Source organism: Acidovorax sp. 59, assembly GCF_002754175.1.
In the GTDB taxonomy this organism is placed as follows: Bacteria; Pseudomonadota; Gammaproteobacteria; order Burkholderiales; family Burkholderiaceae_C; genus Acidovorax; species Acidovorax delafieldii.
Genome location: NZ_PEET01000001.1, coordinates 969,493 through 990,357, shown reverse-complemented (window position 1 = coordinate 990,357; position 20,865 = coordinate 969,493). Strand labels below are relative to the sequence as shown.

The 20,865-nt window shown below is 66.2% G+C and carries 20 protein-coding genes; 9 read left to right on the top strand and 11 right to left on the bottom strand.

Going from position 1 to position 20,865, the window contains the following annotated elements:
* The first annotated feature begins 277 nt into the window (after positions 1-277).
* The 8 genes from CLU87_RS04435 (at position 278) to CLU87_RS04400 (ending at position 8,204) form a co-directional block, all read left to right on the top strand.
* Positions 278-1,387 carry an ABC transporter ATP-binding protein gene (locus CLU87_RS04435; RefSeq protein WP_099729664.1) on the top strand — a complete coding sequence of 370 codons (1,110 nt, stop codon included), beginning with the start codon at positions 278-280 and terminating at the stop codon, positions 1,385-1,387.
* On the top strand, positions 1,384-2,256 hold the full coding sequence (locus CLU87_RS04430; RefSeq protein WP_099729663.1) for an ABC transporter permease: 873 nt from the start codon (positions 1,384-1,386) through the stop codon (positions 2,254-2,256). Before CLU87_RS04435 ends, CLU87_RS04430 begins: the two co-directional genes overlap by 4 nt.
* 4 nt (positions 2,257-2,260) lie before the next feature.
* A complete protein-coding gene (locus CLU87_RS04425) occupies positions 2,261-3,055 on the top strand; it encodes an ABC transporter permease (protein ID WP_099729662.1) in 795 nt (264 codons plus the stop codon).
* A 15-nt stretch (positions 3,056-3,070) separates the two neighbouring features.
* Positions 3,071-3,367 (top strand): (2Fe-2S)-binding protein, encoded by a 297-nt coding sequence (locus CLU87_RS04420; protein ID WP_233193708.1) that lies wholly within the window; start codon positions 3,071-3,073, stop codon positions 3,365-3,367.
* Positions 3,364-4,752 carry an NAD(P)/FAD-dependent oxidoreductase gene (locus CLU87_RS04415; RefSeq protein ID WP_099729660.1) on the top strand — a complete coding sequence of 463 codons (1,389 nt, stop codon included), beginning with the start codon at positions 3,364-3,366 and terminating at the stop codon, positions 4,750-4,752. The genes CLU87_RS04420 and CLU87_RS04415 overlap by 4 nt, the downstream gene beginning before the upstream one ends.
* Entirely contained in the window at positions 4,749-5,906 is a 1,158-nt protein-coding gene (locus CLU87_RS04410; RefSeq protein WP_099729659.1) for an FAD-binding oxidoreductase, read from the top strand. Before CLU87_RS04415 ends, CLU87_RS04410 begins: the two co-directional genes overlap by 4 nt.
* Before the next feature lie 50 nt (positions 5,907-5,956).
* Positions 5,957-7,027, top strand: a complete 1,071-nt coding sequence (locus CLU87_RS04405; RefSeq protein ID WP_099729658.1) for an ABC transporter substrate-binding protein — start codon at positions 5,957-5,959, stop codon at positions 7,025-7,027.
* Between the two features lie 193 nt (positions 7,028-7,220).
* Complete coding sequence (locus CLU87_RS04400) at positions 7,221-8,204, top strand: c-type cytochrome (protein WP_099729657.1); 984 nt, start codon at positions 7,221-7,223, stop codon at positions 8,202-8,204.
* Positions 8,205-8,339: 135 nt separating this feature from the next.
* On the opposite strand, the gene CLU87_RS04395 is transcribed toward CLU87_RS04400, so the two are convergent.
* The 9 genes from CLU87_RS04395 to CLU87_RS04355 form a co-directional block, all read right to left on the bottom strand.
* A complete protein-coding gene (locus CLU87_RS04395; RefSeq protein ID WP_099729656.1) occupies positions 8,340-9,029 on the bottom strand; it encodes a plastocyanin in 690 nt (229 codons plus the stop codon).
* A 79-nt stretch (positions 9,030-9,108) separates the two neighbouring features.
* Entirely contained in the window at positions 9,109-9,585 is a 477-nt protein-coding gene (locus CLU87_RS04390; protein WP_099729655.1) for a group 1 truncated hemoglobin, read from the bottom strand.
* Positions 9,586-9,595: 10 nt separating this feature from the next.
* Complete coding sequence (locus CLU87_RS04385; RefSeq protein ID WP_099729654.1) at positions 9,596-10,528, bottom strand: DUF3034 family protein; 933 nt, start codon at positions 10,526-10,528, stop codon at positions 9,596-9,598.
* 146 nt (positions 10,529-10,674) lie between these two features.
* A complete protein-coding gene (locus CLU87_RS04380; RefSeq protein WP_158236068.1) occupies positions 10,675-11,994 on the bottom strand; it encodes a HupE/UreJ family protein in 1,320 nt (439 codons plus the stop codon).
* Positions 11,995-12,002: 8 nt separating this feature from the next.
* Positions 12,003-13,145, bottom strand: coding sequence for a hypothetical protein (locus tag CLU87_RS04375; RefSeq protein ID WP_143227245.1), 1,143 nt, complete (start codon positions 13,143-13,145; stop codon positions 12,003-12,005).
* A gap of 96 nt (positions 13,146-13,241) precedes the next feature.
* On the bottom strand, positions 13,242-13,493 hold the full coding sequence (locus CLU87_RS04370; protein ID WP_099729651.1) for a hypothetical protein: 252 nt from the start codon (positions 13,491-13,493) through the stop codon (positions 13,242-13,244).
* 17 nt (positions 13,494-13,510) lie between these two features.
* On the bottom strand, positions 13,511-15,064 hold the full coding sequence (locus CLU87_RS04365) for a DUF4331 domain-containing protein (protein ID WP_099729650.1): 1,554 nt from the start codon (positions 15,062-15,064) through the stop codon (positions 13,511-13,513).
* Between the two features lie 149 nt (positions 15,065-15,213).
* Positions 15,214-16,005, bottom strand: coding sequence for an anti-sigma factor domain-containing protein (locus tag CLU87_RS04360; RefSeq protein WP_099729649.1), 792 nt, complete (start codon positions 16,003-16,005; stop codon positions 15,214-15,216).
* A 7-nt stretch (positions 16,006-16,012) separates the two neighbouring features.
* Complete coding sequence (locus CLU87_RS04355; RefSeq protein ID WP_099729648.1) at positions 16,013-16,588, bottom strand: RNA polymerase sigma factor; 576 nt, start codon at positions 16,586-16,588, stop codon at positions 16,013-16,015.
* Positions 16,589-16,833: 245 nt separating this feature from the next.
* Here CLU87_RS04355 and CLU87_RS04350 point away from each other — a divergent pair, with 245 nt between their 5' ends.
* Complete coding sequence (locus CLU87_RS04350) at positions 16,834-17,247, top strand: cytochrome c family protein (RefSeq protein ID WP_099732035.1); 414 nt, start codon at positions 16,834-16,836, stop codon at positions 17,245-17,247.
* A gap of 15 nt (positions 17,248-17,262) precedes the next feature.
* Here the strand turns inward: CLU87_RS04350 and CLU87_RS04345 are convergent, their stop codons facing one another.
* A complete protein-coding gene (locus CLU87_RS04345) occupies positions 17,263-18,429 on the bottom strand; it encodes an alpha-hydroxy acid oxidase (protein ID WP_099729647.1) in 1,167 nt (388 codons plus the stop codon).
* A gap of 142 nt (positions 18,430-18,571) precedes the next feature.
* On the bottom strand, positions 18,572-20,860 hold the full coding sequence (locus CLU87_RS04340) for a diguanylate cyclase domain-containing protein (protein WP_056747523.1): 2,289 nt from the start codon (positions 20,858-20,860) through the stop codon (positions 18,572-18,574).
* Between the last annotated feature and the right edge of the window lie 5 nt (positions 20,861-20,865).

Here is a 20,865-nt window from a genome sequence, read left to right as displayed (position 1 = left end):
CTGTGGAATTCGTTGATCAAACTAAAGGCATCATATTTCATTGAACGGAATAAATTCAATAAAAATTCTGATTAATGGAATACCCGAAGCATTCTGGTTTGTTTATTGCAATAGATTCAATTGAATCGAACGGCTGTTCCAGTCTTTGTGCGGCACTTGCACCACCCCGGTGCAAGCACACCAAAGGCCCGCAGCCCATCCATGCAACTCCACAGCAGGTGACACGCACAGCCCCCCTGGCAAACCGTGCGATGCCACCACCGGAAAGGCTTTCGCCATGTCGTTTCTCAAGCTCACGGATGTGACCAAGTTCTATGGCAGCACCTGCGCGGTGCAGTCCATGAACCTCACGGTGCAAAAGGGTGAATTTGTGTCGTTGCTGGGCCCGTCGGGCTGCGGCAAGACGACCACGCTGCAGATGGTGGCGGGGTTCGAGGCGGTGACCAGCGGGCGCATCGAGCTCGATGGCAAGGACATCACCCACGCCAAGGCCAACACGCGCGGGCTGGGCATCGTGTTCCAGAGCTATGCGCTGTTCCCGCACATGACGGTGGCGGCCAACGTGAGCTTTGGGCTGGAGATGCGCAAGGTGCCCAAGGCCGAACGCGCCGAGCGCGTGGCCCAGGCCCTGGCGCTGGTGCATCTGGAGCAGCACGCCACGCGCTACCCGCGCGAGCTGTCTGGCGGCCAGCGCCAGCGCGTGGCACTGGCCCGTGCACTGGTGATCGAGCCGCCCGTGCTGCTGCTGGACGAGCCACTGTCCAACCTCGACGCCAAGCTGCGTGAGGAGATGCAGTTTGAGCTGCGGCAGATTCAGCGCAAGGTGGGCACCACCACCATCATGGTCACGCACGACCAGAGCGAGGCCATGTCAATCAGCGACCGCGTGGTGGTGATGGAGGCCGGCCGCGCCACGCAGATCGATCACCCGCATCGCGTGTACGAGCACCCGCGCACGCGCTTCATCTCCACCTTTGTGGGCAAGGCCAACCTGCTGCCCGGCCAGGTAACGCATGCCAATGGCACGCACACGCAGGTGAAGGTGGGCGCCCTCACGATGGAGGTGGACGGTGCCCGCTACCGCCCCGGCGCCGCCGTGCTGCTGAGCGTGCGGCCAGAAAAAGTGCAACTGGTGTCCGCCGTGCAGGGCCGGATGGATGGTCAGGTGGGCGAGCGGTTCTTCCTGGGCAGCCAGTGGCTGTACCGTGTGGGCACCCCCGTGGGCGACCTGATGGTGCTGGCGCCCAACGACGGCCGCGCTGCGCTGGCCGAGGGCGAGCGCACGGGCGTGGACTGGCCCGACCACTGCATGCGCCTGCTGCCCGCCGATGAAACCGCCCTGGCCGAGTTGGAGGCCGAAGACACCGCCGCCGAGGTGGCGCCATGAGCCTGGCCACCACCTTGCTGCACAAAAAGACTGCGCCCTGGTGGCTGTCAGGCCCGGCGCTGGTGCTGTTCACGGTGCTGCTGCTGGTGCCACTGGCACTCACGGCCGTGCTGTCGTTCAACGCGTTCGACCCGGCCACGGGAGTGAAGGCGGGCGAGTTCACGCTGGAGCACTACGCCCATGTGTTCACCGATTCGTACTACCACACGATCTTCTGGCGCACGTTCTGGATTGCGGGGCTGGTCACGCTGATCTGCGTGCTGATCGGCGCACCCGAGGCCTACATCCTGAGCCGCATGGGCAACCCCTGGCGCTCCATCTTGCTGCTGGTGGTGCTGGCACCGCTGCTGGTGTCCGTGGTGGTACGGGCCTTTGGCTGGAGCATGCTGCTGGGGCCTGAGGGGTTGGTGAATGGGCTGTTCGGGCTACTTGGATTTGGCCCCGTGAAGATGCTTTACACCGAGATCGCCGTGGTGATTGCGCTGGTGCATGTGATGCTGCCGTTCATGGTGATCCCGGTGTGGACCTCGCTGCAAAAGCTCGACCCGGGTGTGGAGAACGCCGCCCTGTCGCTGCAGGCGACGCCCTTCACCACGCTACGACGCATTGTCTTGCCGCAGGTGCTGCCAGGCATTTTGTCGGGCAGCCTGATCGTGTTTGGGCTGGCGGCCAGTTCGTTCGCCATCCCCGGCCTGCTGGGCGGGCGGCGCCTGAAGATGGTGGCCACGGTGGTGTACGACGAATACCTGCACGAGCTGAACTGGCCCCTGGGCGCAGCGATTGCGCTGACGCTGCTGGTGGCCAACCTGGTGGTCATGCTGAGCTACAACCGGCTGGTTGAGGGCCGGTACAAGAAAGCGTTGGGCTGAAGTTATGCAGAAGAACGGACCTTTGGCCCTCGCGTTCAACGCGCTCGTCATCACCTTCATGCTCGCCCCGCTGCTGGTGGTGTGCATCGTGGCGTTCACGCCGCACAACACGCTGACGCTGCCCACCACTGAGTTCTCGCTGCGCTGGTTCAAGGCAGTGTTCGCGCATTCGGACTTTGTGCAGTCGTTCTGGAACAGCCTGTGGCTGGCACTGGCATCGGCCACGCTGGCCACGCTGCTGGCAGTGCCAGCGGGCATTGCCATCACACGCTACGAGTTTGCGGGGCGCGGCTTTCTCAACGGCCTGTTCCTGTCGCCGCTGATCATTCCGCACCTGGTGCTGGGTGTGGCCCTGCTGCGCCTGTTTGCGCTGCTGGGGGGCACGGGCAGCTTTGGCTGGCTGGTGTTTGCGCATGCGCTCATCGTCACGCCCTACACGCTGCGGCTGGTGGTGGCCGCGCTGGTGGGGTTTGACCGCAGTGCCGAGCATGCCGCGCTGTCGCTGGGTGCCAGCCAGGCCACGGTGTTCACACGCATCACGCTGCCGATGATTTTGCCCGGCGTGACGGGCGGGTGGCTGCTGGCCTTTATCAACAGCTTTGACGAAGTGACCATGTCGATCTTTGTCACCTCGCCCAGCACGGTGACGCTGCCGGTGCGCATGTACATGTACGCCACCGAGTCGATTGACCCGCTGATGGCTGCGGTGTCGGCACTGATGGTGGCCCTGACGGCCTGCGCGATGGTGATTCTCGACCGGGTGTATGGACTCGATCGCGTTCTGGTCGGCCGGAAATAAATGAGCACCGCAACCATGAGTTCCAGCCAACCTCTGCTCCACCGCGTGGCCGAAAAAGACCGCACCCCTGTGCCCTTCATGCTCGATGGCGAGCCCGCCACCGCACTCGAAGGCGACACGGTGCTCACGGCCATCCTCACCCACCGCGCCCAATTGCGCCGCAATGAGTTCAGTCATGAGCCCCGTGCCGGCTTTTGCCTGATGGGCGCGTGCCAGGACTGCTGGGTGATGACGGCTACCGGCGAACGCCTACGGTCTTGCGCCACCTTCATCCAGGCGGGCATGCAGCTGACTACCGGAGGGGCCGCATGACCGCCCCCACCTTGCAACCCGTGATCGTGGGCGCAGGCCCTGCGGGCATCCGTGCGGCGCAAACCCTGGTGGCGCATGGCGTGCGGCCCACGGTGATCGACGAGGCCGCGCGCGGCGGCGGGCAGATCTACCGCCGCCAGCCCGCCCACTTTGCCCGCAGCCCGCAAACGCTGTACGGCACCGAAGCATCACGCGCCACGGCATTGCACAGCACGCTGGATGGCTTGGCCGCCCACATCGACTACCAACCCGACAGCCTGGTGTGGAACGCCCAGGGTGGCCAGCTCGATGTGCTGCACGGCCCCACACAGACCACGCGCACGGTGCCCTACGGCCAACTCATCGTGGCCAGCGGCGCCACCGACCGCGTGCTGCCCGTGCCGGGCTGGACGCTGCCCGGCGTGTACACGTTGGGTGGCGCTCAGGTGGCGCTCAAGTTCCAGGGCTGCACCATCGGCCGCAACGTGGTGCTGATGGGCACCGGGCCGCTGCTGTACCTGGTGGCGTACCAATATGCCAAGGCGGGCGTGAAGGTGGCTGCAGTGCTAGACACCGCCCGATTTGCCGACCAGCTGGCCGCCCTGCCCGGCATGCTGACGCAGCCTGCCGTGCTGGCCAAAGGGATGTACTACGTAGGCTGGCTGCGCGCGCATGGCGTAGCGGTGTACACCGGCGTGCGGCCCGTGCGCGTGCAGGGCGAAACACGGGTCAAGGCCGTGGTGTGGAGCGACGGGAACGCCGAGCACACCGTGCCCTGCGACGCCGTGGGCTTTGGCTACGCCCTGCGGTCCGAAACCCAGCTGGCCGACCTGCTGGGTTGCCGCTTTGCCTGGGCGCCCATGCACCGCGCCCACCTGCCCGAGCGCGACAGCGCTGGGCGCACCAGCGTGGCCGGTGTGTACCTGGCGGGCGATGGCGCGGGCATCCTGGGTGCCGATGCGGCCGAGTGGGCGGGCGAGCGCGCCGCGCTGGCGCTGCTGGCTGACCACGGCGTGAAGGTGGATGCGGCACGCGCCGCCGAGCTGGAACGCAAGCTGACGAATCTGATGCCTTTCCGCCAAGGGCTGGAGCGCGCCTTTCCCTTCCCTACCGACTGGGCAACCCATGCGCCCGATACGCTGGTGGTGTGCCGCTGCGAGAACATCACAGCCGGCGAGCTGCGCGCATGTGCCCGCGATGCGGGAGCCGATGAGATGAACCGCCTCAAGGCCCTGACCCGCGTGGGCATGGGCCGCTGCCAAGGCCGCATGTGCGGTGTGGCCGCGGCAGAAATCCTGGCCCACGCCACAGGCAAGCCGATTGACACGGTAGGACGGCTGCGCGGACAGGCGCCGATCAAGCCCATTCCCATCCACCTGCAAGCCCAGGCGGAGGCTGCCGAATGACCACACCCCGAACCATTGACACCGACGTTGCCATTGTGGGCGGCGGCATCATGGGCGCATCGACCGCGCTGGCACTGCGCCGCAAAGGCGTGGCCGTGGTGCTGCTGGAACGTGACCTGTGCGGCTCGCGCTCCAGTGGCGTGAACTATGGCGGCGTGCGCCGTCAGGGCCGCCCGGTGAGCCAGCTGCCGCTGGCGCAGCGCGCTCACGAGGTGTGGGCCGACCTGCCCGCGCTGATTGGCACCGATGGCGAATACCAGCGCAGCGGGCACTTCAAGATCGGACGCAGTGAGGCGGACATGGCTTCGCTGGAAGCCTATGCCCACTTAAGCCGCGACTTCGACTTGGGCATCCAGCTCATCTCGGGCACCACACTGCGCGAGCGCTGCCCCTGGCTGGGCGGGCGCGCTGTGGGTGGATCACTCTGCCCGGATGACGGCCAGGCCAACCCGCGCCTGGTGTCGCCCGCGTTTGCACTGGCGGCCAAGCGCGCGGGCGCGCAGATTCTGGAGCGCACACCAATGACCTCGGTGGAGCACGACGGGCAGCTGTTTACCGTGCGCTCCGGCACCACCGTGGCGGTGCGTGCGCCTGTGCTCATCAACTGCGCTGGTGCCTGGGCCGGTGCGCTGGCCGCGCAGTTTGGCGAGGCCGTGCCCATTCACTCCGGCCATCCGGCCATGGCGGTGACCGAGCCCCTGCCCTTTTTCATGCACTGGAGCCTGGGTGTGGAAGGCGGCGGCATCTACTGCCGACAGGTGGCGCGCGGCAATCTGGTGCTGGGCGGCGGCGCAGGTGTGGCGCTGGATGCCGACCGCGCCCGCTCCGAGCGCAGCGCCATCGCGACCCTGGCAGTGCAGGCGGTGGAGCTGTTGCCCGCCCTCAAGAACGCGCACTTCATTCGCACCTGGAGCGGCACCGAAGGCTATCTGCCTGACCGCCAGCCGGTGCTGGGCAAGAGCCACACCACGCCCGGCCTGATCCATGGCTTTGGCTTTGCCGGTGCGGGCTTTCAGATTGGCCCCGGCGTGGGCGAGGTGCTGGCCGAGCTGGCCCGCGATGGCCGCAGCACCACGCCGATTGATGCCTTTGCGATTGAGCGATTTCACCCAACGACGGTGGCTGACGTGGCCAGCACTGCCGCTGCCCACTGACCCCGTTTGCCACCGACAAAACTCCCCTCCCCACCAGAAAGGAAACCACCATGACCTTCTCCCCCCGCTTTGCCAGCCGCACCCGCCGCGCCCTTGTGACGGCCGCTGCACTGACCGCCGTGGCCGCCGCAGGCACCGCCACCGCGCAGACCAAAACGCTGTACATCGGCATGAATGGCGGCACCATGGAGAAGGCGTACACGCAGTACGTGTTCCCGGCGTTCGAGAAGCTGCATGGCGTGAAGGTGGTGGTGGTGCCTGGCACGTCCTCAGACATCCTGGCGAAGGCCCAGGCCAACAAGGACAAGCCGCAGATGCACGTGATGTTTCTGGACGACGGCATCATGGTGCGCGCCATGGGCATGGGCCTGTGCGAAAAGCAAAAGCCCAACCCGCACCTGAACGACATCTACCCCGCCGCGCGCTTCAAGGACGACCTGGCCAGCGGCGTGAGCCTGGGCATGACCGGCATCGCCTACAACACCAAGATGTTTGCCGAAAAGGGCTGGGCCGCGCCTACGTCGTGGATGGACTTCGCCGACCCCAAGTACAAGGGCAAGGTGGTGTTCCAGTCCATGCCGTCGTCGTCGTTCGGGCTGCACGGTTTCTTGATGTTCAACCGCATCCAGGGCGGCAACGACAAGAACGTGGAGCCAGGCTTCAACAACTGGGCCAAGACCATCGGCCCCAATGTGCTGGAGTACATCCCCAGCTCGGCCAAGATTTCGGAGATGGTGCAGACGGGTGAAGCCGCGATCTTCCCGCTTACGCCGACCAGTGTGGCTGCCCTCAAGGCCAAGGGCATTCCGGTGGAATACGCACAGCCCAAGGAGGGCTCGGTGGTGCTGATGACCGGCCAGTGCGTGATCGCCAAGAACAGCGAGCCCGAGCTGGCGCAAAAGCTGGCCGAGTTTCTGCTGAGCCCGCTGGCCCAGGCCAACGTGCTGCAGTTTGGCGCGCAGATCCCCACCAACCCCAAGGCGCCTGCCGTGGGTGAGGGTGCCGCCCAGGTCGCGCAGATCAGCCAGTGGATGAAAAACGCCGTGACGCTGGACTGGGACAGCGTGAACGCCAACCGCCCTGCGTGGAACGCGCGCTGGAACAAGACCATCGAGCGCTGAGAGGATATGGAGCGCGTGTGAACAGGCTACACCTGCTCACACTGGCGGGCCGTTTGTGACAAATGTCACCGGCCCCGCCATACCCTGCGGTGGTGAGGTGCCACAAACCGCTTCTTCGACTTCAGAATCCGGCGCCTGGGCATGCTGATTCGTTCAGCCAGTCCGCCACCATTCGAAGAAGAGGGATACCACCATGAAACGCTGGATCAAATGGACCGCAGGCAGCGCGCTGCTGCTGGGCGTGATCGTTGTCGCCACCGCCGCCAGCGGCCTGTACCTGGCCGAGCAAAAACGCAACCGCTACATCGACATCAAACCCCGCCCCGTGGCCTACACCACCGATGCGCAGACCATCGAACGCGGGCGCTATCTGTATGCATCGCGTGGCTGCACCGACTGCCATGGCGCACAAGGCACGGGCCGCGAGTTCGTCAACGATGGCAAGGGCACGCGCATCGTAGGACCCAACATCACGCCGGCTGGCGTGGTGGCGCGCTACCAGCCCGAGGACTGGAACAGCGTGATCCGCCATGGCGTCAAGCCCAACGGCCGCCCGGTGCTGGTCATGCCCAGCGAGGACTACAACCGCTTCACCAACGAAGACCTGAACGCCCTGGTGTCGTATGTGCGCCAGTTCCCCCCCAAGGAGGGCACGCAGGCCGTGATCGATCTGCCGCACCCTGCCTGGGTGCTGTATGGGCTGGGTGCGATTCCCGACGCGGCCTCGCGCATCGACCACCAGCTGGCCCCCTCGCGGCCGACGGCTGCCGGAGTGACGCTGGCCAACGGCCAGTACGTGGCCAACATGTGCATCGGCTGCCATGGTGCCGACCTGTCGGGCGGCAAGATCCCCGGCGGCCCGCCTGACTGGCCTGCGGCAGCAGACATCCGCCCTGGCACACACAGTGCCGACAGTGCCCTGACACGCTACCCCAACGCCGCAAGCTTTGTGGCCATGCTGCGCACAGGCAAGCGGCCTGACGGCACACCCATCCAGGTGATGCCCTTCGAGTCGCTCGGGCAACTCAGCGACGTGGATGCGCAAGCGCTGTACCTGTACCTGAACGCACCCCCTGGCAGCGTGAAGCAGGACGTGGGCAGTGCAACGGCCGGCAGCCAAAAGAGCAGCGTCAACACCGTGCCCTCCGGACCGGGCGGGCTCAAGCTGCCGGGTTGACTTGAGAGCCTGTGGACGACCCCGCAGGGGGACGCCCGCAGACACTCAAACGAAAGAGCGGGCGACGGACCACGCCCCCAAAAAATCGCTGCCCTGCTGACCCGCCCCCTTTGGACCACCCGCTGTGGTGGCGGGTCAGCTGCCAGGGTGCTGATGTGCCTGGGGAGGTGAGACGGGCGCCAGGCTGTACGACCCCATGGGCCCACCGGGGCTGTTGGTAGGGCCGGTGGGTGCAGCCGGCGGTGCGCGGCGCACCCGTGGCACCACGCTGAGCTGCACGGTATCGAGCACCGGGCCGGGCACCACATTCAGCGCCTTGCGCGGCAGGTCTACCAGTTGCTCGGCGTGCCACACGCGCACCTGTGCGGCGCCATCCGGCACGCTGGCAAATCGGGCAATGCCATCGTTGTCGGTCTTGAGTGTCCAGGCCGAATCGGTCACAAACACGTGGCCGCGCATGGAACCGTGCAGGTGGCAGCCCAGCAGCACCACGCCAGGGGTGTCGAGTTTGATGTCCGCAAAGTTGGCGGGCTTGCCATCTGCCTTGCCGGCCAGGCGCAATTCAAAATTGGAACCGGGCGCAGCAGGAGCAGCCGCAGCGGCCACGCCTGTAGGGTTGCCGCGCACATGGTGATCCCAGCGGTCCTGGTTGGTGAAACGCACGGTGGTGCCGGGCATCACCACGGTGACGGCAGGCACAAAACGCATGCGCTCCTGCTCAATGGTGGGGCTGGGCTGCAGCAGGCTGGGGGCCGCGCCTGCAGTGGCACCTGGGTACACCACCACCACGGCGTCGGGCACGGGCTTGCCCTCGCGGTCCAGCACCTGAATTTGAACATTTCCGGCCCAAGCGCTAGTGAATATTGCGCTAGCAGCTATTAAAAATATAGCGTTTTTCATTGTCTTACCGCTTGGTGATCACGTCACGGTGCATGGGCGCCAACAACGCCAGCAGGCGATTTTGTTGAGCGAACGGTATGCCCTGGGCATCCATGGCGCTTTGCAGCACCTCCACCAGGGCGTTGAAGTGGCCCTTGTTGATGTCCATGTCGGCATGGGCCGATTTCATGTCAGCGCCTTCATATTTGCAAGGGCCCCCGCTCAGCTGGCAAAACTGGTCGGTCAGGCTCTCCTTGAGGGCGGCTGGTTTCGTGTCCTTGAAGTGGCTGCCGATGCGTGGGTCCTTGACCACACGGTTCACAAAATCGTCCACCAGACGGCTGATGCCAGGCTTTTCGCCCAGGGCCTGGTACAGGCCGGCAGGGGCTACAGGGGCTGCAGTGTTCGCCACCGGCGCCGCAGCGGTCTGCGCAAAGGCCGAGGCAGCCAGCAAGCCGCTCAGGGCGATGGCCAGGGCGATGAGGTTTTTGGAGTGGGTCATGAAAATCTCCTCAGAAAGCGACTTGGGCCGACAGGTAGTAGCCCGTCTGGCGGCGGTTTTGGGTGATGCCGGGCACGATGCGGCCCAGGTCCACATAGGCGAGCGTGAATGACACGTTCTTGCTGGGCGCCCAGGCCACAAAGATGTCCTTCCAGTCGTCTTCGCGCAGTGCAGCACCCAGGCCGGCCGCAGCGCCCAGCGCCTGCAGGTTGTTGGGCTTGAAGCGGTATTCGGCGCCCACCGCCAGGTTCTTGTTGATCAGGTACGCCACCGAGAATTCGGGCTGCAGGCTGCGGCTGTTCTTGCCAGGCGCGGCCGAGCCAAAGCCCAGCAGGCCGTTCTGGTTGGCGTTGGTGTAACGCAGCGTGCCGTTGACCAGCACGCTTTGCGCCAGCAGCAGCTTGGTGGCGCTCACGTACACATCAGTGCCGCTGGTTTTGGTGCTCAGAAAGTCCAGCACCGACCTGATGGAGCCCGGGTGCACCTGCTTGTGCTCCAGCCCCACCGCAATCTGGGGCATCCAGCTGTTGCTGTTGAGCACCACGTCGCCCGCCACCTTGAGCTTGATGCCGAGCACATCCATCTTGATGTGCTGGCCGGGTGTCACGCCAAACGGCGCAATGCCGTTGAGCGCGATCGCGGGCGAGGCATCAAAGTCCTGGCGCGCCAGCGACAGCTCCAGGCGGTCGTGCAGGCCCAGGGCCACGCCATAGCCGTTCAGGCTGTAATCCTGGGTCGCAGCACGGGTGGCATAGGCGCTGACACCCACCTCGCCCTCGGTGGCGTTGCTGCCAATCACTGCCCAGGGGGTCAGCCCGCCGCCCGCCGATCCGGCGATGGTGCTGACACCACCGGTGAGCAGCAGCTTGCCGGTATCGGCCTGGGCCGCACTGCAGGCCAGTGCAACGCCAGCCAGCACGGCGATGGAAAGGGGACTCTTCATGGGGCGCTCCTCGTGTTTGTAAATAATTGCTACGACAGCGTCATTACGCACACGGGCGGCGTCCAGATGTGAATCCAGAGTACTGCAAAGGGTCTTTAGCGCCTGATCAGGGTCTGGCCCCCACGACGGACCGGGCACCGTTCTCGTCAGCCAGCGAAGGCAAGGCGCTGCACGGTCCAGTACAGCGACAGCACCAGCAACGCGACGGAGCCCCCACGCACCACCACCGAGCGGTACCACGCCCTGCGCGCCAGTGCCACCGAGACCGCGCACCACAGGGCGACCACCATCAGTTGGCCCACTTCGACCCCCAGGTTGAACCCCGCCAGGGCCCACAACAGCGAAGCACCCGCCACGCCAGCTTCAACCAGCACCCCGGAAAAACCCAGCCCGTGCACCAGACCAAAGCCCAGAGCAAGCCAGCTACTGCGCAGGCCTTGGACGGGAAACAGGTTCAGCAACGCCGAGATGCCGATGCTGATGGCAATGGCGGGCTCCACCCAGTTGCCCGACACGGTGACCCAGCCCAGGCCTGCCAGTGCCAAGGTGATGGAATGGCCCACGGTGAAACAGGTCACCGTGAGCAGGAGCGCCTTGATCCCGGCGAAGCGGTCCCTGGCGCCGGAGGCCGGGGTTTCAGCGATCGGCGTTGTGCCGGACTCCGTGTGCAATGGCAGATCGCGGTGGCGGGGCTGCGGCCGCGCCAGGGAGATGGGCAGCAACAGTGCCAGCAAAAAGGCCAGGTGGTCGTAGCCAGACAGGATGTGGTGCACCCCCTCGGTCACAAAGTGCAGCAGCGTGGCCAACCCGCCGCGTGGGGCGCCGGGCTCTGTTGCGTCCGCACCTTGAGCCCCTTCCGCACCGTCTGCCCCCGCTTGTCCTGCGCGGCTGCCCGCAGAGCGCAGGTCGGTGCCGGAGCGCCCGTCAGGGGCCAGCACGGCTGCCAGCGTCTGGCCGCTCAACGCGCCGCCCACCAGCAGGCGGTGTGTGGGGTCGATGCCCTGCATCAGGCCGTAGCGCAGAGTGACCGCCTGGGCTGGCGCACAGGGCAGCGTGGCAGCCAGCCGCGCGTAACGCCCATCGGTGCGCTGCTCCAACGCTTCAAAGCGCCAGGCAGGCACCGTCGCCGTTCCGTCGCACTGCCACAACATGCCCTGGCCCACCCACTGGACGATGGCGGGCATGGACTGTCGCACCTCGCCCCATGTGAGCTGGCGGTCGCCATCGGCATCGAGCTGCTCCAGCGCGGCATCCACATCCTTCAAGGCCACCGACAGCACAAGGCCTATCGATGCGCCCGCCCCTGCAGTGCCCTGGGGTGCCAGCGCATCCGCCACCCGCAGATAGGCGTCGCTGGCCTTGTGGGCCCAGGCGCTGGGCGCCAGTGCTGCGGCAGTCAACGCGACAGCCACCATGGCCCGCAGGGAACGCCCGTGTGGGCGCAGGAGGCCCGTTATCCAGTGCATGCAGCGCATCATTGGGCTCCCCGGGTCTGCCAGCGCGCCAGGCGCAGGTCTTGCAGCCCTGCTTGCTGCAGGGCCTGCCGCACGGTCTGGTGGGCAGCAGCGTCGCCCGACTGCTCAGAGGTCTGCAGTGCAAGCCACCAGTCGAGTGGCTCTTTTTGCAGGGCAAGGTTGGTGCGGGCCGCCTTCCATGCGGCGGCGGGCTGCCCCTGCAACCACAGCGCCATCAAGGCACGCTCCCGGGCGTGGGCGTCCAGCCCCTCTCCGCGCGCCGCGATAGCGGCAAAACGGGCTTCCAGGTCGCGCACCAGGGTCTGCCACGCGGCGTCCCCCATCAGCCGAAGGGCCTGCGCGCGCCGCAGCAGCACGGAGTCGCTGTCGGGCTGGTGCCTGAGCACCTCCAGCGCGGCGCTCGCACGATTGCGGCGCAACAGCTGGTCGGCATAGGCCAGCGCGGTGTAGCCGTCGGGGGCATCGGCCAGGCTGCGGCGGTAGGCCGCGTCGGCAGCGTCATCGCGCCCTGCGCGCTCTTCGCTCTCGGCCAGCAGCGAACCGATCCAGGCCCGCTGGGCGGCATTCCCCGCCACCTGCTGCCGCAGCGCGGTGAAGCCATTGCGTGCGGCATCGTGCTGGCCTTGCAGTGAACGGGTTTCGAGCAGGCAGGCGGTGGCATACAACGCAGCACCGTGGCGGGCTACGTTGCGGCAGGCGGCCTCGGCGGCCTCATAGCGCGCGGCCACACGTTCCAGCGTGGCCAGCGTGAGCCAGCCCTGCACCTGTGCGGGGTTGGTTTGCAAGGCGTGCTCCAGCGTGGCGCGCGCGGCTGAAAATTCATGGCGCCCTTGCTCTACGGTGGCCTGCAACACCAGCAGATCGGCCGGGGCGTCCGACTGGCCCCACCAGCGTGCCAGGGCCGCCTGTGCCCGGCCCAGGTAACGCGGGTCCGCCGTCTCGCGTGACAGCGTGATCCAGCGCCGGGCCGTGGCGGCAGCGGCCTGGGGCGTGGCGGGGGCTGCGCTCACGCGCTCGGGCAGACGCTCGACCACATCGGCATCGAGGCCGGGTGGCAAGTCCTGCGGCAAGGCCGCCAGGGCCGTGCCCGCCCATAGCACCAGGCACAAGGCCACGCACAAACAGTGATGAGGTTTCTTCATGGGCTCGTGACAACAGCGGATATCGAAAGAGACACAATCACCCACGCACGCCCTGGCCACACCCCTTCGGGGCGCAGCCAAGACATCGCGCAAGGGTCAGAGCCGCGAATCGGGCTCTTCAGTCTCGGTAGTGGACAGCACCAGCTGGTCCACCGCCTGAGGTTCGGTGGTGTCCGAGGCGCCGCTGGCCACAATGGGCTGCACATACGCGAACGCATTCACAATCACGGGCCCCCCATTGCCAGGGTCTGCCGTGTTGTCGCCGCTACCGCCCCCGCCGCAACCGGTGATGGCCAATGCCGCCACCGAAGTAAGGGCCAGGTGCTGAATCCGAAGGTTCTTTTGCATGGTGTGGCTCCTTCGGATCAGAAGTTCTTGGCACCGGGGAGCGGCGGGTTCACATACGGAAACGCCGTACGGTAGTCCGTCGCCTTGGTGCGCGAGCCGTCCACAAACGCTACCCCTCCTGCCGGGGCATCACCCGGCTTGCAGCCCACCTTGAGCGTGTCCGTGGCACCCGTCACCGTGCACAGCGCACCCATGGCCACGCGCAGCGATACGTCCACCACGTCGTCGCCCAAGCGGCGGCCGTTCGGGAAGCCGGCCGCATCCCCTGCCACCACCCCCAACGGGTTCTGCGCAGCCGCAGCCGTGGCGGCAATGCCCGTGTTCAAGCGCAGCATTTCGGCCAGGGGGCCTCCAGCACCCAGGCCGGTGACGTTGCCGGGGCGATTGACGGTGGGCAGCCCCGTGAGGAAGGCCGTCATCAGGTCGGTGCGCGGGAAGTTCGTGGGGGCCTTGGCGCCAAACAGCGTCTCGACCAGCGCGGGCAGCGTGGGGTGCGTCACGTAGTCCGCAAAGTTGGCCGCATCATCCTTGGGCTTGGATGCGTTGAACTTGTCCTTGTCCTTGAGGCCAATCACCACCTCGTTGACCAGCGGCATGCCCAGGCGCGAGACCTGCGTCCATGCGCCACCGGCCTTCTCGCTGGCCTGCAGGCCCGAGTCTGGCTTGCCATTGAGCAAGCGGGCCTGGCGCAGGCTGGCAGTGGTCCAGCCGCCGATGACCTTCTCGCCCGATGCAGCAGTCAGGCAATTGGTGGGCACTTCCACCGCGAGCGACGTCACGTTCTTGTTGGCAATCTGGCCCGCGCCGAAGGCCGCAGCATTCGACTCGCTGGTAATGACGGCGGCAGGTGCATTCACCAGATCAAAGATGGTGCCCAACGACACGGGGAACGGGTCCTGCCGCTGGCCCACAAACACCTTGCCGGGGGTGGCGCAGCCGGGGATGTTGATGCCATACACATACTTGCCGGCATAGGCGTCGTAGGCGGCCGCATTGCCCAGCGATTTTTCACCGATGTAGTCGATGGGCTTGGTAAAGGTGGTACCCCCACCGGCCATGGTGATCTGCTCGCGCTTGCCGGTACGGCGGTCACCGCGCACGATGAACATCTCGTACTCTTCGCGGTAAGCCAGCGGGTCGCCCGCTGCGCCGCTGATGCCACCGGCGTTGCGCAGCGGAATGGCCACCTTCTTGCGGGCACCGTCAGGGCCGATATCGAGTGTGATGCCGTTGCCACCATTGTTCAGCGTGTTCTTGAAGCGGAACTGAAAGGTGATGTCCTCCGCTGCGTCGCCGTTGTTGTCGATGTGGATCTCGTACAGCGCATTCGAGTCCAGGCTGAAGTAGTTGGGGCCGCCATAGGCATCCTGCAGCGGCAGGTAGTTGGCGATCATGGTGACAAAACCCGCTCGACCCGGTTCGTAGCTGTTGAACAGGTAGAAATCACTGCCGTCAACCTTGGGCTGGGTCGTGATGAACGGCGCCTCGCGGTGGCTGGACGCCAGACTGACGCCCGCTGCGCTGGCAGCCAGAACAGCCAGCACGGCCAGACTGATTTTTTTCAATGGCATGGGGATCTCCTCGTAGGTGGATGGTGGGGTGCCAAGCACCCCACCTTGAATACGACGAAGAGAAACCCGTGGATTCAACGGTGGCAACTATTCTTTTCTTTCGCCACCGGTTCTTCCAGACCTGTACGCAACTGCCTGAAACCCGGGTGTCAGGTGGCCTTGCGGATCAGAGCGCCCTTGAACAGCACCGGCCCGGTCGGGCCGGTGGCGCTGGGCACCCCCCCCTTGGGCTCCAGACTGATGGCCAGCGTGGGGACTTCTTTCACATCGCCCTCCTGGGCCACCAGCTTGAGCAGCTTGTCCTGCCCCAGCACGCCCAATGAGCGCGGGCCACCCGCGGGCGGCAGCGCCCACAGTTGCAAGGACTTGTCCGCCCCCTCCTGGAAACCGCCCACGCGCTGCAGCACGAGCTGGCTGTTCTTGGGGTCAAACGTCACCAGCATCGACGCGTCGGCCTTGTCATCGGCCAGCACCGCCACATACTGGATCTGGGGCGTGGCTTGCAGTTTTTGCTGCAGTGCGGCGATCTGCGCGCCCGTGGTGGCACGCAGGCCTCCGTTGACCTGCACGCCCACCACCACAGCCGCCAGCGTGGCGATGGCGCCCGCAGCCGCCGCACCGCGCCACACCAGCAGGTTGCGCCACCAGCCGCCTGGGGCCTCTGCGGCCTGGTGCACACGGGCAGCCTGCATGGCGGACGCAGCCCGGTCGGCCTGCACCAGGTTGTCGATGCGCGTCCACACGGCGGGCGCGGGGTGGATGGCGGGCTGCAACTCGGTCAGGCCGGACCAGCGGGTCTGCCAGACCAGCGCTGCAGCGCGCACGGTGGCGTGTTCGCGGGCCAGGCTTTCAAATCGGCGGCGGGCGCCGCCACGCAGTGTGCCCAGGGCATAGCTGGCAGCCAGGCGGTCGAGCAGTTCGGGGTGTTGGGTAATGTTCATGGCAACCTCACGCAAAACGCGCCATGCAGGTGCGCAGCTGTTCCAGGCCCCGGCGGATCCAGGTCTTGACGGTGCCCAGCGGCAGCTTGAGTTGCTCGGCCAGCTCGCCGTGGCTCTGGTCGCGCAGGTAGGCCAGGCTCACTACTTCGCGCTGCTTGTGATCGAGCTTTCCCAGACAGTGGTGCAGCGCAAAGGCCTGCTCGCTGGCATCGGCGGCGTCCATGGGGTTGGGCGTATCGCCCTCCAGCGTCTGCGCCATCTCGTCATCCAGCTCGTTCATCAGATCGGACCGGTCTGTGGTGCGCTTGCGCAGGGCATCCAGCGCCCGGCTGCGCACGATCAAACCCATCCACGCCATGGGCGGACTCAGCGATGCGCGGTAGTTGCCCGCGCCGCGCCAGATGGTCAAAAACGCCTCCTGCAGCACATCCTCCGCCGCATCGCGGTTGCGGACGATGCGCAGGGCCAGGCCAAAAAGCTGCGACGAGGTGCGCTCGTACAGCTTTTTCAGCGCGGAGTCGTCCTGCGCGGCAATGCGGTCTAGGAGGTCCATCAGTTCACTGTCTGGGTGGAGGGTGCTCATGCGCCCATTGTCTTGGATTGATCGGGTTGGCAGGCCTTGCGGGGCTTTGCTGTAGGTGAATACGCCACAGCAGGCACTTTGGATGTCGCCGGGAACAAAAACAGTGCCCTGGCTCGGCAAATTGGTGTAGTCGGGGTATCGGGCACCCCACCGCGACGGGCATGAATCCAGGCGACGGGATCGTCCGTACTGCAAGAGTCACCTCTGCCCACAACGCTCGCGCTTTCCACCCCATGCTGCCCGCCATGCCTCTGCCTCGCCCACTGTTCCCTGTTCATTGGGTTGCCGTTGCGGCCACCTTGCTGTGGGGGGCCCACAGCCCCGCTGCGGCCCAGTCGGTGGAGCGTGGCGCTGCGCTGTACGCGGCGCATTGCAGCAGCTGCCACAGCCCGGACCAGCATGGCGACGGCCCGGCGCACCGGGGCGTGGTGGGGCGCCGCGCGGGCGCGCTGAAGGATTTTGACTACTCGCCCGCGCTGCGTGCAAGCAAGCTGCTGTGGACGCGTGCCACGCTCAAGGCCTGGCTGACCGACCCCGAGGCGCTGATCCCCGGCCAGGGCATGGACTACCAGCTCGACGATGCACAGGGCCGCGAGGACGTGGTGGCCTACCTGGCCACACTCAAACGCCTGCCGGCGCCAGCGACGGCCGCGCGGTGAAGGGCTTTCAGCCGCTCAGGCCGTGGGAAAGGTACCGGGCAGCAGGATCGACGAATCGACGTTGTTGATGTTGGTATGGCCACAGAACGCCATGGTGATGTCCAGCTCTTTCTGGATGATCTGCAGCGCACGCGTCACGCCCGCCTCGCCGTAGGCCCCCAGGCCGTACAAGAAGCTGCGGCCAATCAGCGTGCCCTGCGCGCCCAAAGCGCGGGCTTTGAGCACGTCCTGCCCGCTGCGGATGCCGCCGTCCATCCACACCTCGATGTCCTTGCCGGCTGCTGCGGCAATGCCTGGCAGTGCGGCAATGGAGGATGGCGCGCCATCGAGCTGGCGCCCGCCGTGGTTGCTGACGATCAGTGCGTCGGCACCGCTGTTGACGGCTAGGCGCGCATCTTCGGCGTCCATGATGCCTTTGAGGATCAGCTTGCCGCCCCAGCGCTTCTTGATCCACTCCACATCGCCCCAGTTGAGCTGCGGGTCGAACTGCTCGGCCGTCCACGACGACAACGACGACAGGTCGCCCACACCCTTGGCGTGGCCCACGATGTTGCCGAAGCTGCGGCGTTTTGTGCCCAGCATGCCCATGCACCAGCGCGGCTTGGTGGCCAGGTTGATGAGGTTGGCGATGGTGGGCTTGGGCGGGGCCGAGAGGCCGTTCTTGATGTCCTTGTGGCGCTGGCCCAGGATCTGCAGATCGAGCGTGAGCTGCAGCGCCGAGCAGTTGGCCGCCTTGGCGCGGTCGATCAGGCGTTCGATGAAGTCGCGGTCCCGCATCACATACACCTGGAACCAGAACGGGTGGCGGCCCGTGTGTTCGGCCACGTCTTCGATGGAGCAGATGCTCATGGTCGAGAGGGTGAACGGGATTCCAAACGCCTTGGCCGCCTTGGCCCCCAGGATCTCGCCGTCGGCATGTTGCATGCCGGTGAGGCCGGTGGGTGCAATGGCCACGGGCATGGCCACGTCCTGGCCCACCATGGTGGTGCGGGTGGTGCGGCCTTCCATGTTCACGGCCACGCGCTGGCGCAGCTTGATGCGCTGGAAGTCGCTCTCGTTGGCGCGGTAGGTGCCCTCGGTGTACGAGCCCGAATCGGCGTAGTCATAAAACATGCGCGGCACACGGCGCTGGGCGACGGCACGCAGGTCTTCGATGCAGGTGATTTTGGACAGATTGGGCACGCAGGCTCTCCAGGATGGGGAATGCGCCGAATGGTAGGCGGTGGCGCGGGGGCCAGCCATCAAAATTTTTTCGACGGCTTGCAACAAATTTCCAGCGACGGACAGTGCCGTGCCACCCGGACGCCCGACACCAGCAGGTGGACTACTGGGCCGCGGCCACTTGAGAGGGCTCGGGCAACACCACCTCGGGATCGGCATCCGGGCCCTGGTACAGCATGAAGCGCATGCGCCCGCCGCGTTTGGCCGCATACATGGCGCCGTCAGCATGGCGCGACAGCTCATCGAACGTGCTGCCGTGCTGCGGGAACAGCGCAATGCCGCCGCTCACGCCCACCCGCACCGGCTGCCCAGCCAGATCAAACGCTGCGTCACAGGCCGCCAGGATCTTGCGCGCCACCAGGCAGGCGGGCTCCACCCCATCCAGCCCCGGCAGCAGCACCACAAACTCATCGCCCCCCTGCCGGCACACCGTGTCGGACGCACGCACCGCTGCCTGCAGGCGCTGGGCAAACTGCACCAGTAGGACATCGCCCACATCGTGGCCCAGGCGGTCGTTGACTTCCTTGAAGCCATCGAGGTCCAGATACATCACCGCCAGAGACTTGCCGTCACGCCGTGCCTGGGCCATGGCCAGATGGGCGCGGTCCTGCAGCAGCACGCGGTTGGGCAGGTCGGTGAGCGCGTCATATTGCGCGAGGTGGGACATGCGCTCGGCCATGGCCACGGCCTCGGTCACATCGCGCAGCACCGCCACCGCGCCCGTCACCGCGCCATGGCGGTCGGTGATGGCACTGGCCGTCTCCTCCACCTGGAAGCGCTGGCCGCTGGTGCGGTGTACCAGCACGCCCCGCACGGGCTCTGTGGCCGCGCCTTGCTGAATCGCGGTGCGCAAGGTGTTGGGCAAGGGTTCGTCGTTGTCGGGGCAACGCAGGCTGACCACTTCGTCTGCGTTGTGCCCGGCCGCATCAAACGCCTGCCAGCCCGTGAGGCGTTCGGCCACGGGGTTGAGGTAGGTCACCATGCCTTTGGCGTCCGAGCAGACCACGGCATCGCCGATGGATTGCAGGGTGAGGCGTACGCGCTCTTTCTCGTCGAACAGCTCGTTCTCCATGCGCTTGCGCTCGGTGATGTCCGTCACCTGCACAAAGAGCCCGGTGACCACGCCGCGCGCATCGGTGTCAGGCAGGTACGAGACGATGCTGTGACGCGGCTGACCCCGTGCGTCCTCGTCGGTCCGCTCAAAGCGCTGTGGCATTCCTGCCAACGCCAAGTCGTAATTGGGCTTGCTGGCCGCGTAGCGGGCCTCGCTGAGCAGCTCGCTGATATGGCGGTCCCGCACCGGTGCCGGGTAGGTGCCGAACTCCTCCAGCGCCGCACGGTTGGCAAAGCGGTTGTGCATGCTGGCATCCCAGTAGGCAATCATCGAGGGCACGTTGTCGAGCGTCGTGCGCAGATCGTGTTCGGCCTCGGCCAGGCGCGCGGACACCTGCTGGCGCAGCAGGAGCTCGCGCACAAACATCAGTGCCAGCCCCAGGCTCCCCAGCATCAGCAGCACGGCAAAGCCGCCCAGCACCCAGGCACTGCTGCTCCACTTGGCCAGGATGGTCTCTGTGGACTGCGCCACGTTCAGAATCAGCGGGTAGTTGCCCACAGGCCGGAAGGAGTAGAGGCGCTCCACGCCGTCGAGCGCCGCCTTGCCCACAAAAGAACCCGTGCCCTCCTTCTGAAAGCGCAGCAGGTTGGGGGTGCCGGCAATCGTTTTGCCCACATCCGAATCACCGTACGGGAAGCGGGAGATCACCACCCCGTCCTGACGGAACATGTTGATCCCGCTGTTGGGGCCCAGGTCCAGCGAGCCGAACAGTTCGTTGAAGTAGCTCAGGCGGATGGCGCCGACCACCACCCCGGCAAAGCTGCCGTCTGCGTTGTAGTAGCCCCGCGAGATGGGCAGGATGTTCAGGCCCGTCACCCGCGAAGGCACAGGCTTGCCGAAGAACAGCCCCTGTTCGCCCCGATCGCGGAAAGCCAGAAAGTAGTCGCGGTCGGCAAAGTTGACCCGGCGGGGGGCATTGGAGCCCGAGTCCAGGATGACGTTGCCTTGCGCGTCCAGCACCAACACATCGCCCGCGCCGCGCGCGCGCAGCGAGTTGTCAAACACCACCCGCGAGCGCAAGTCGGGGGGCAACGCCCACACCTCGGGGCGCGACACCTCGCGGGCCACGCCTTCCAGGGATTTATCGAACGAGTCCAGCGACCAGGCCAGGCCCTGCTCCAGGGTGCGGGCCAGGTTGGCGTTGGTTTGCACCGCGTAGCTCCACTCGTCGTTGCGAATGGTCCAGATGGTGCGGGCGAACAATGCCCCAATACCCAAAGCCACCAGCAAAGCCAGCCAGATCAGGCGGTGAGAGAAAAACTGGCGAAGCGAGGGCATAGAGA

What these genes read in the sequence shown, in the direction of transcription:
- CLU87_RS04435 (WP_099729664.1), top strand. Translation starts at nt 278, where the DNA reads ATGTCGTTTCTCAAGCTCACGGATGTGACCAAGTTCTATGGCAGCACC.
- CLU87_RS04430 (WP_099729663.1), top strand. Translation starts at nt 1,384, where the DNA reads ATGAGCCTGGCCACCACCTTGCTGCACAAAAAGACTGCGCCCTGGTGG.
- CLU87_RS04425 (WP_099729662.1), top strand. Translation starts at nt 2,261, where the DNA reads ATGCAGAAGAACGGACCTTTGGCCCTCGCGTTCAACGCGCTCGTCATC.
- CLU87_RS04420 (WP_233193708.1), top strand. Translation starts at nt 3,071, where the DNA reads ATGAGTTCCAGCCAACCTCTGCTCCACCGCGTGGCCGAAAAAGACCGC.
- CLU87_RS04415 (WP_099729660.1), top strand. Translation starts at nt 3,364, where the DNA reads ATGACCGCCCCCACCTTGCAACCCGTGATCGTGGGCGCAGGCCCTGCG.
- CLU87_RS04410 (WP_099729659.1), top strand. Translation starts at nt 4,749, where the DNA reads ATGACCACACCCCGAACCATTGACACCGACGTTGCCATTGTGGGCGGC.
- CLU87_RS04405 (WP_099729658.1), top strand. Translation starts at nt 5,957, where the DNA reads ATGACCTTCTCCCCCCGCTTTGCCAGCCGCACCCGCCGCGCCCTTGTG.
- CLU87_RS04400 (WP_099729657.1), top strand. Translation starts at nt 7,221, where the DNA reads ATGAAACGCTGGATCAAATGGACCGCAGGCAGCGCGCTGCTGCTGGGC.
- CLU87_RS04390 (WP_099729655.1), bottom strand. Translation starts at nt 9,585, where the DNA reads ATGACCCACTCCAAAAACCTCATCGCCCTGGCCATCGCCCTGAGCGGC.
- CLU87_RS04385 (WP_099729654.1), bottom strand. Translation starts at nt 10,528, where the DNA reads ATGAAGAGTCCCCTTTCCATCGCCGTGCTGGCTGGCGTTGCACTGGCC.
- CLU87_RS04380 (WP_158236068.1), bottom strand. Translation starts at nt 11,994, where the DNA reads ATGCACTGGATAACGGGCCTCCTGCGCCCACACGGGCGTTCCCTGCGG.
- CLU87_RS04375 (WP_143227245.1), bottom strand. Translation starts at nt 13,145, where the DNA reads ATGAAGAAACCTCATCACTGTTTGTGCGTGGCCTTGTGCCTGGTGCTA.
- CLU87_RS04370 (WP_099729651.1), bottom strand. Translation starts at nt 13,493, where the DNA reads ATGCAAAAGAACCTTCGGATTCAGCACCTGGCCCTTACTTCGGTGGCG.
- CLU87_RS04365 (WP_099729650.1), bottom strand. Translation starts at nt 15,064, where the DNA reads ATGCCATTGAAAAAAATCAGTCTGGCCGTGCTGGCTGTTCTGGCTGCC.
- CLU87_RS04360 (WP_099729649.1), bottom strand. Translation starts at nt 16,005, where the DNA reads ATGAACATTACCCAACACCCCGAACTGCTCGACCGCCTGGCTGCCAGC.
- CLU87_RS04355 (WP_099729648.1), bottom strand. Translation starts at nt 16,588, where the DNA reads ATGAGCACCCTCCACCCAGACAGTGAACTGATGGACCTCCTAGACCGC.
- CLU87_RS04350 (WP_099732035.1), top strand. Translation starts at nt 16,834, where the DNA reads ATGCCTCTGCCTCGCCCACTGTTCCCTGTTCATTGGGTTGCCGTTGCG.
- CLU87_RS04340 (WP_056747523.1), bottom strand. Translation starts at nt 20,860, where the DNA reads ATGCCCTCGCTTCGCCAGTTTTTCTCTCACCGCCTGATCTGGCTGGCT.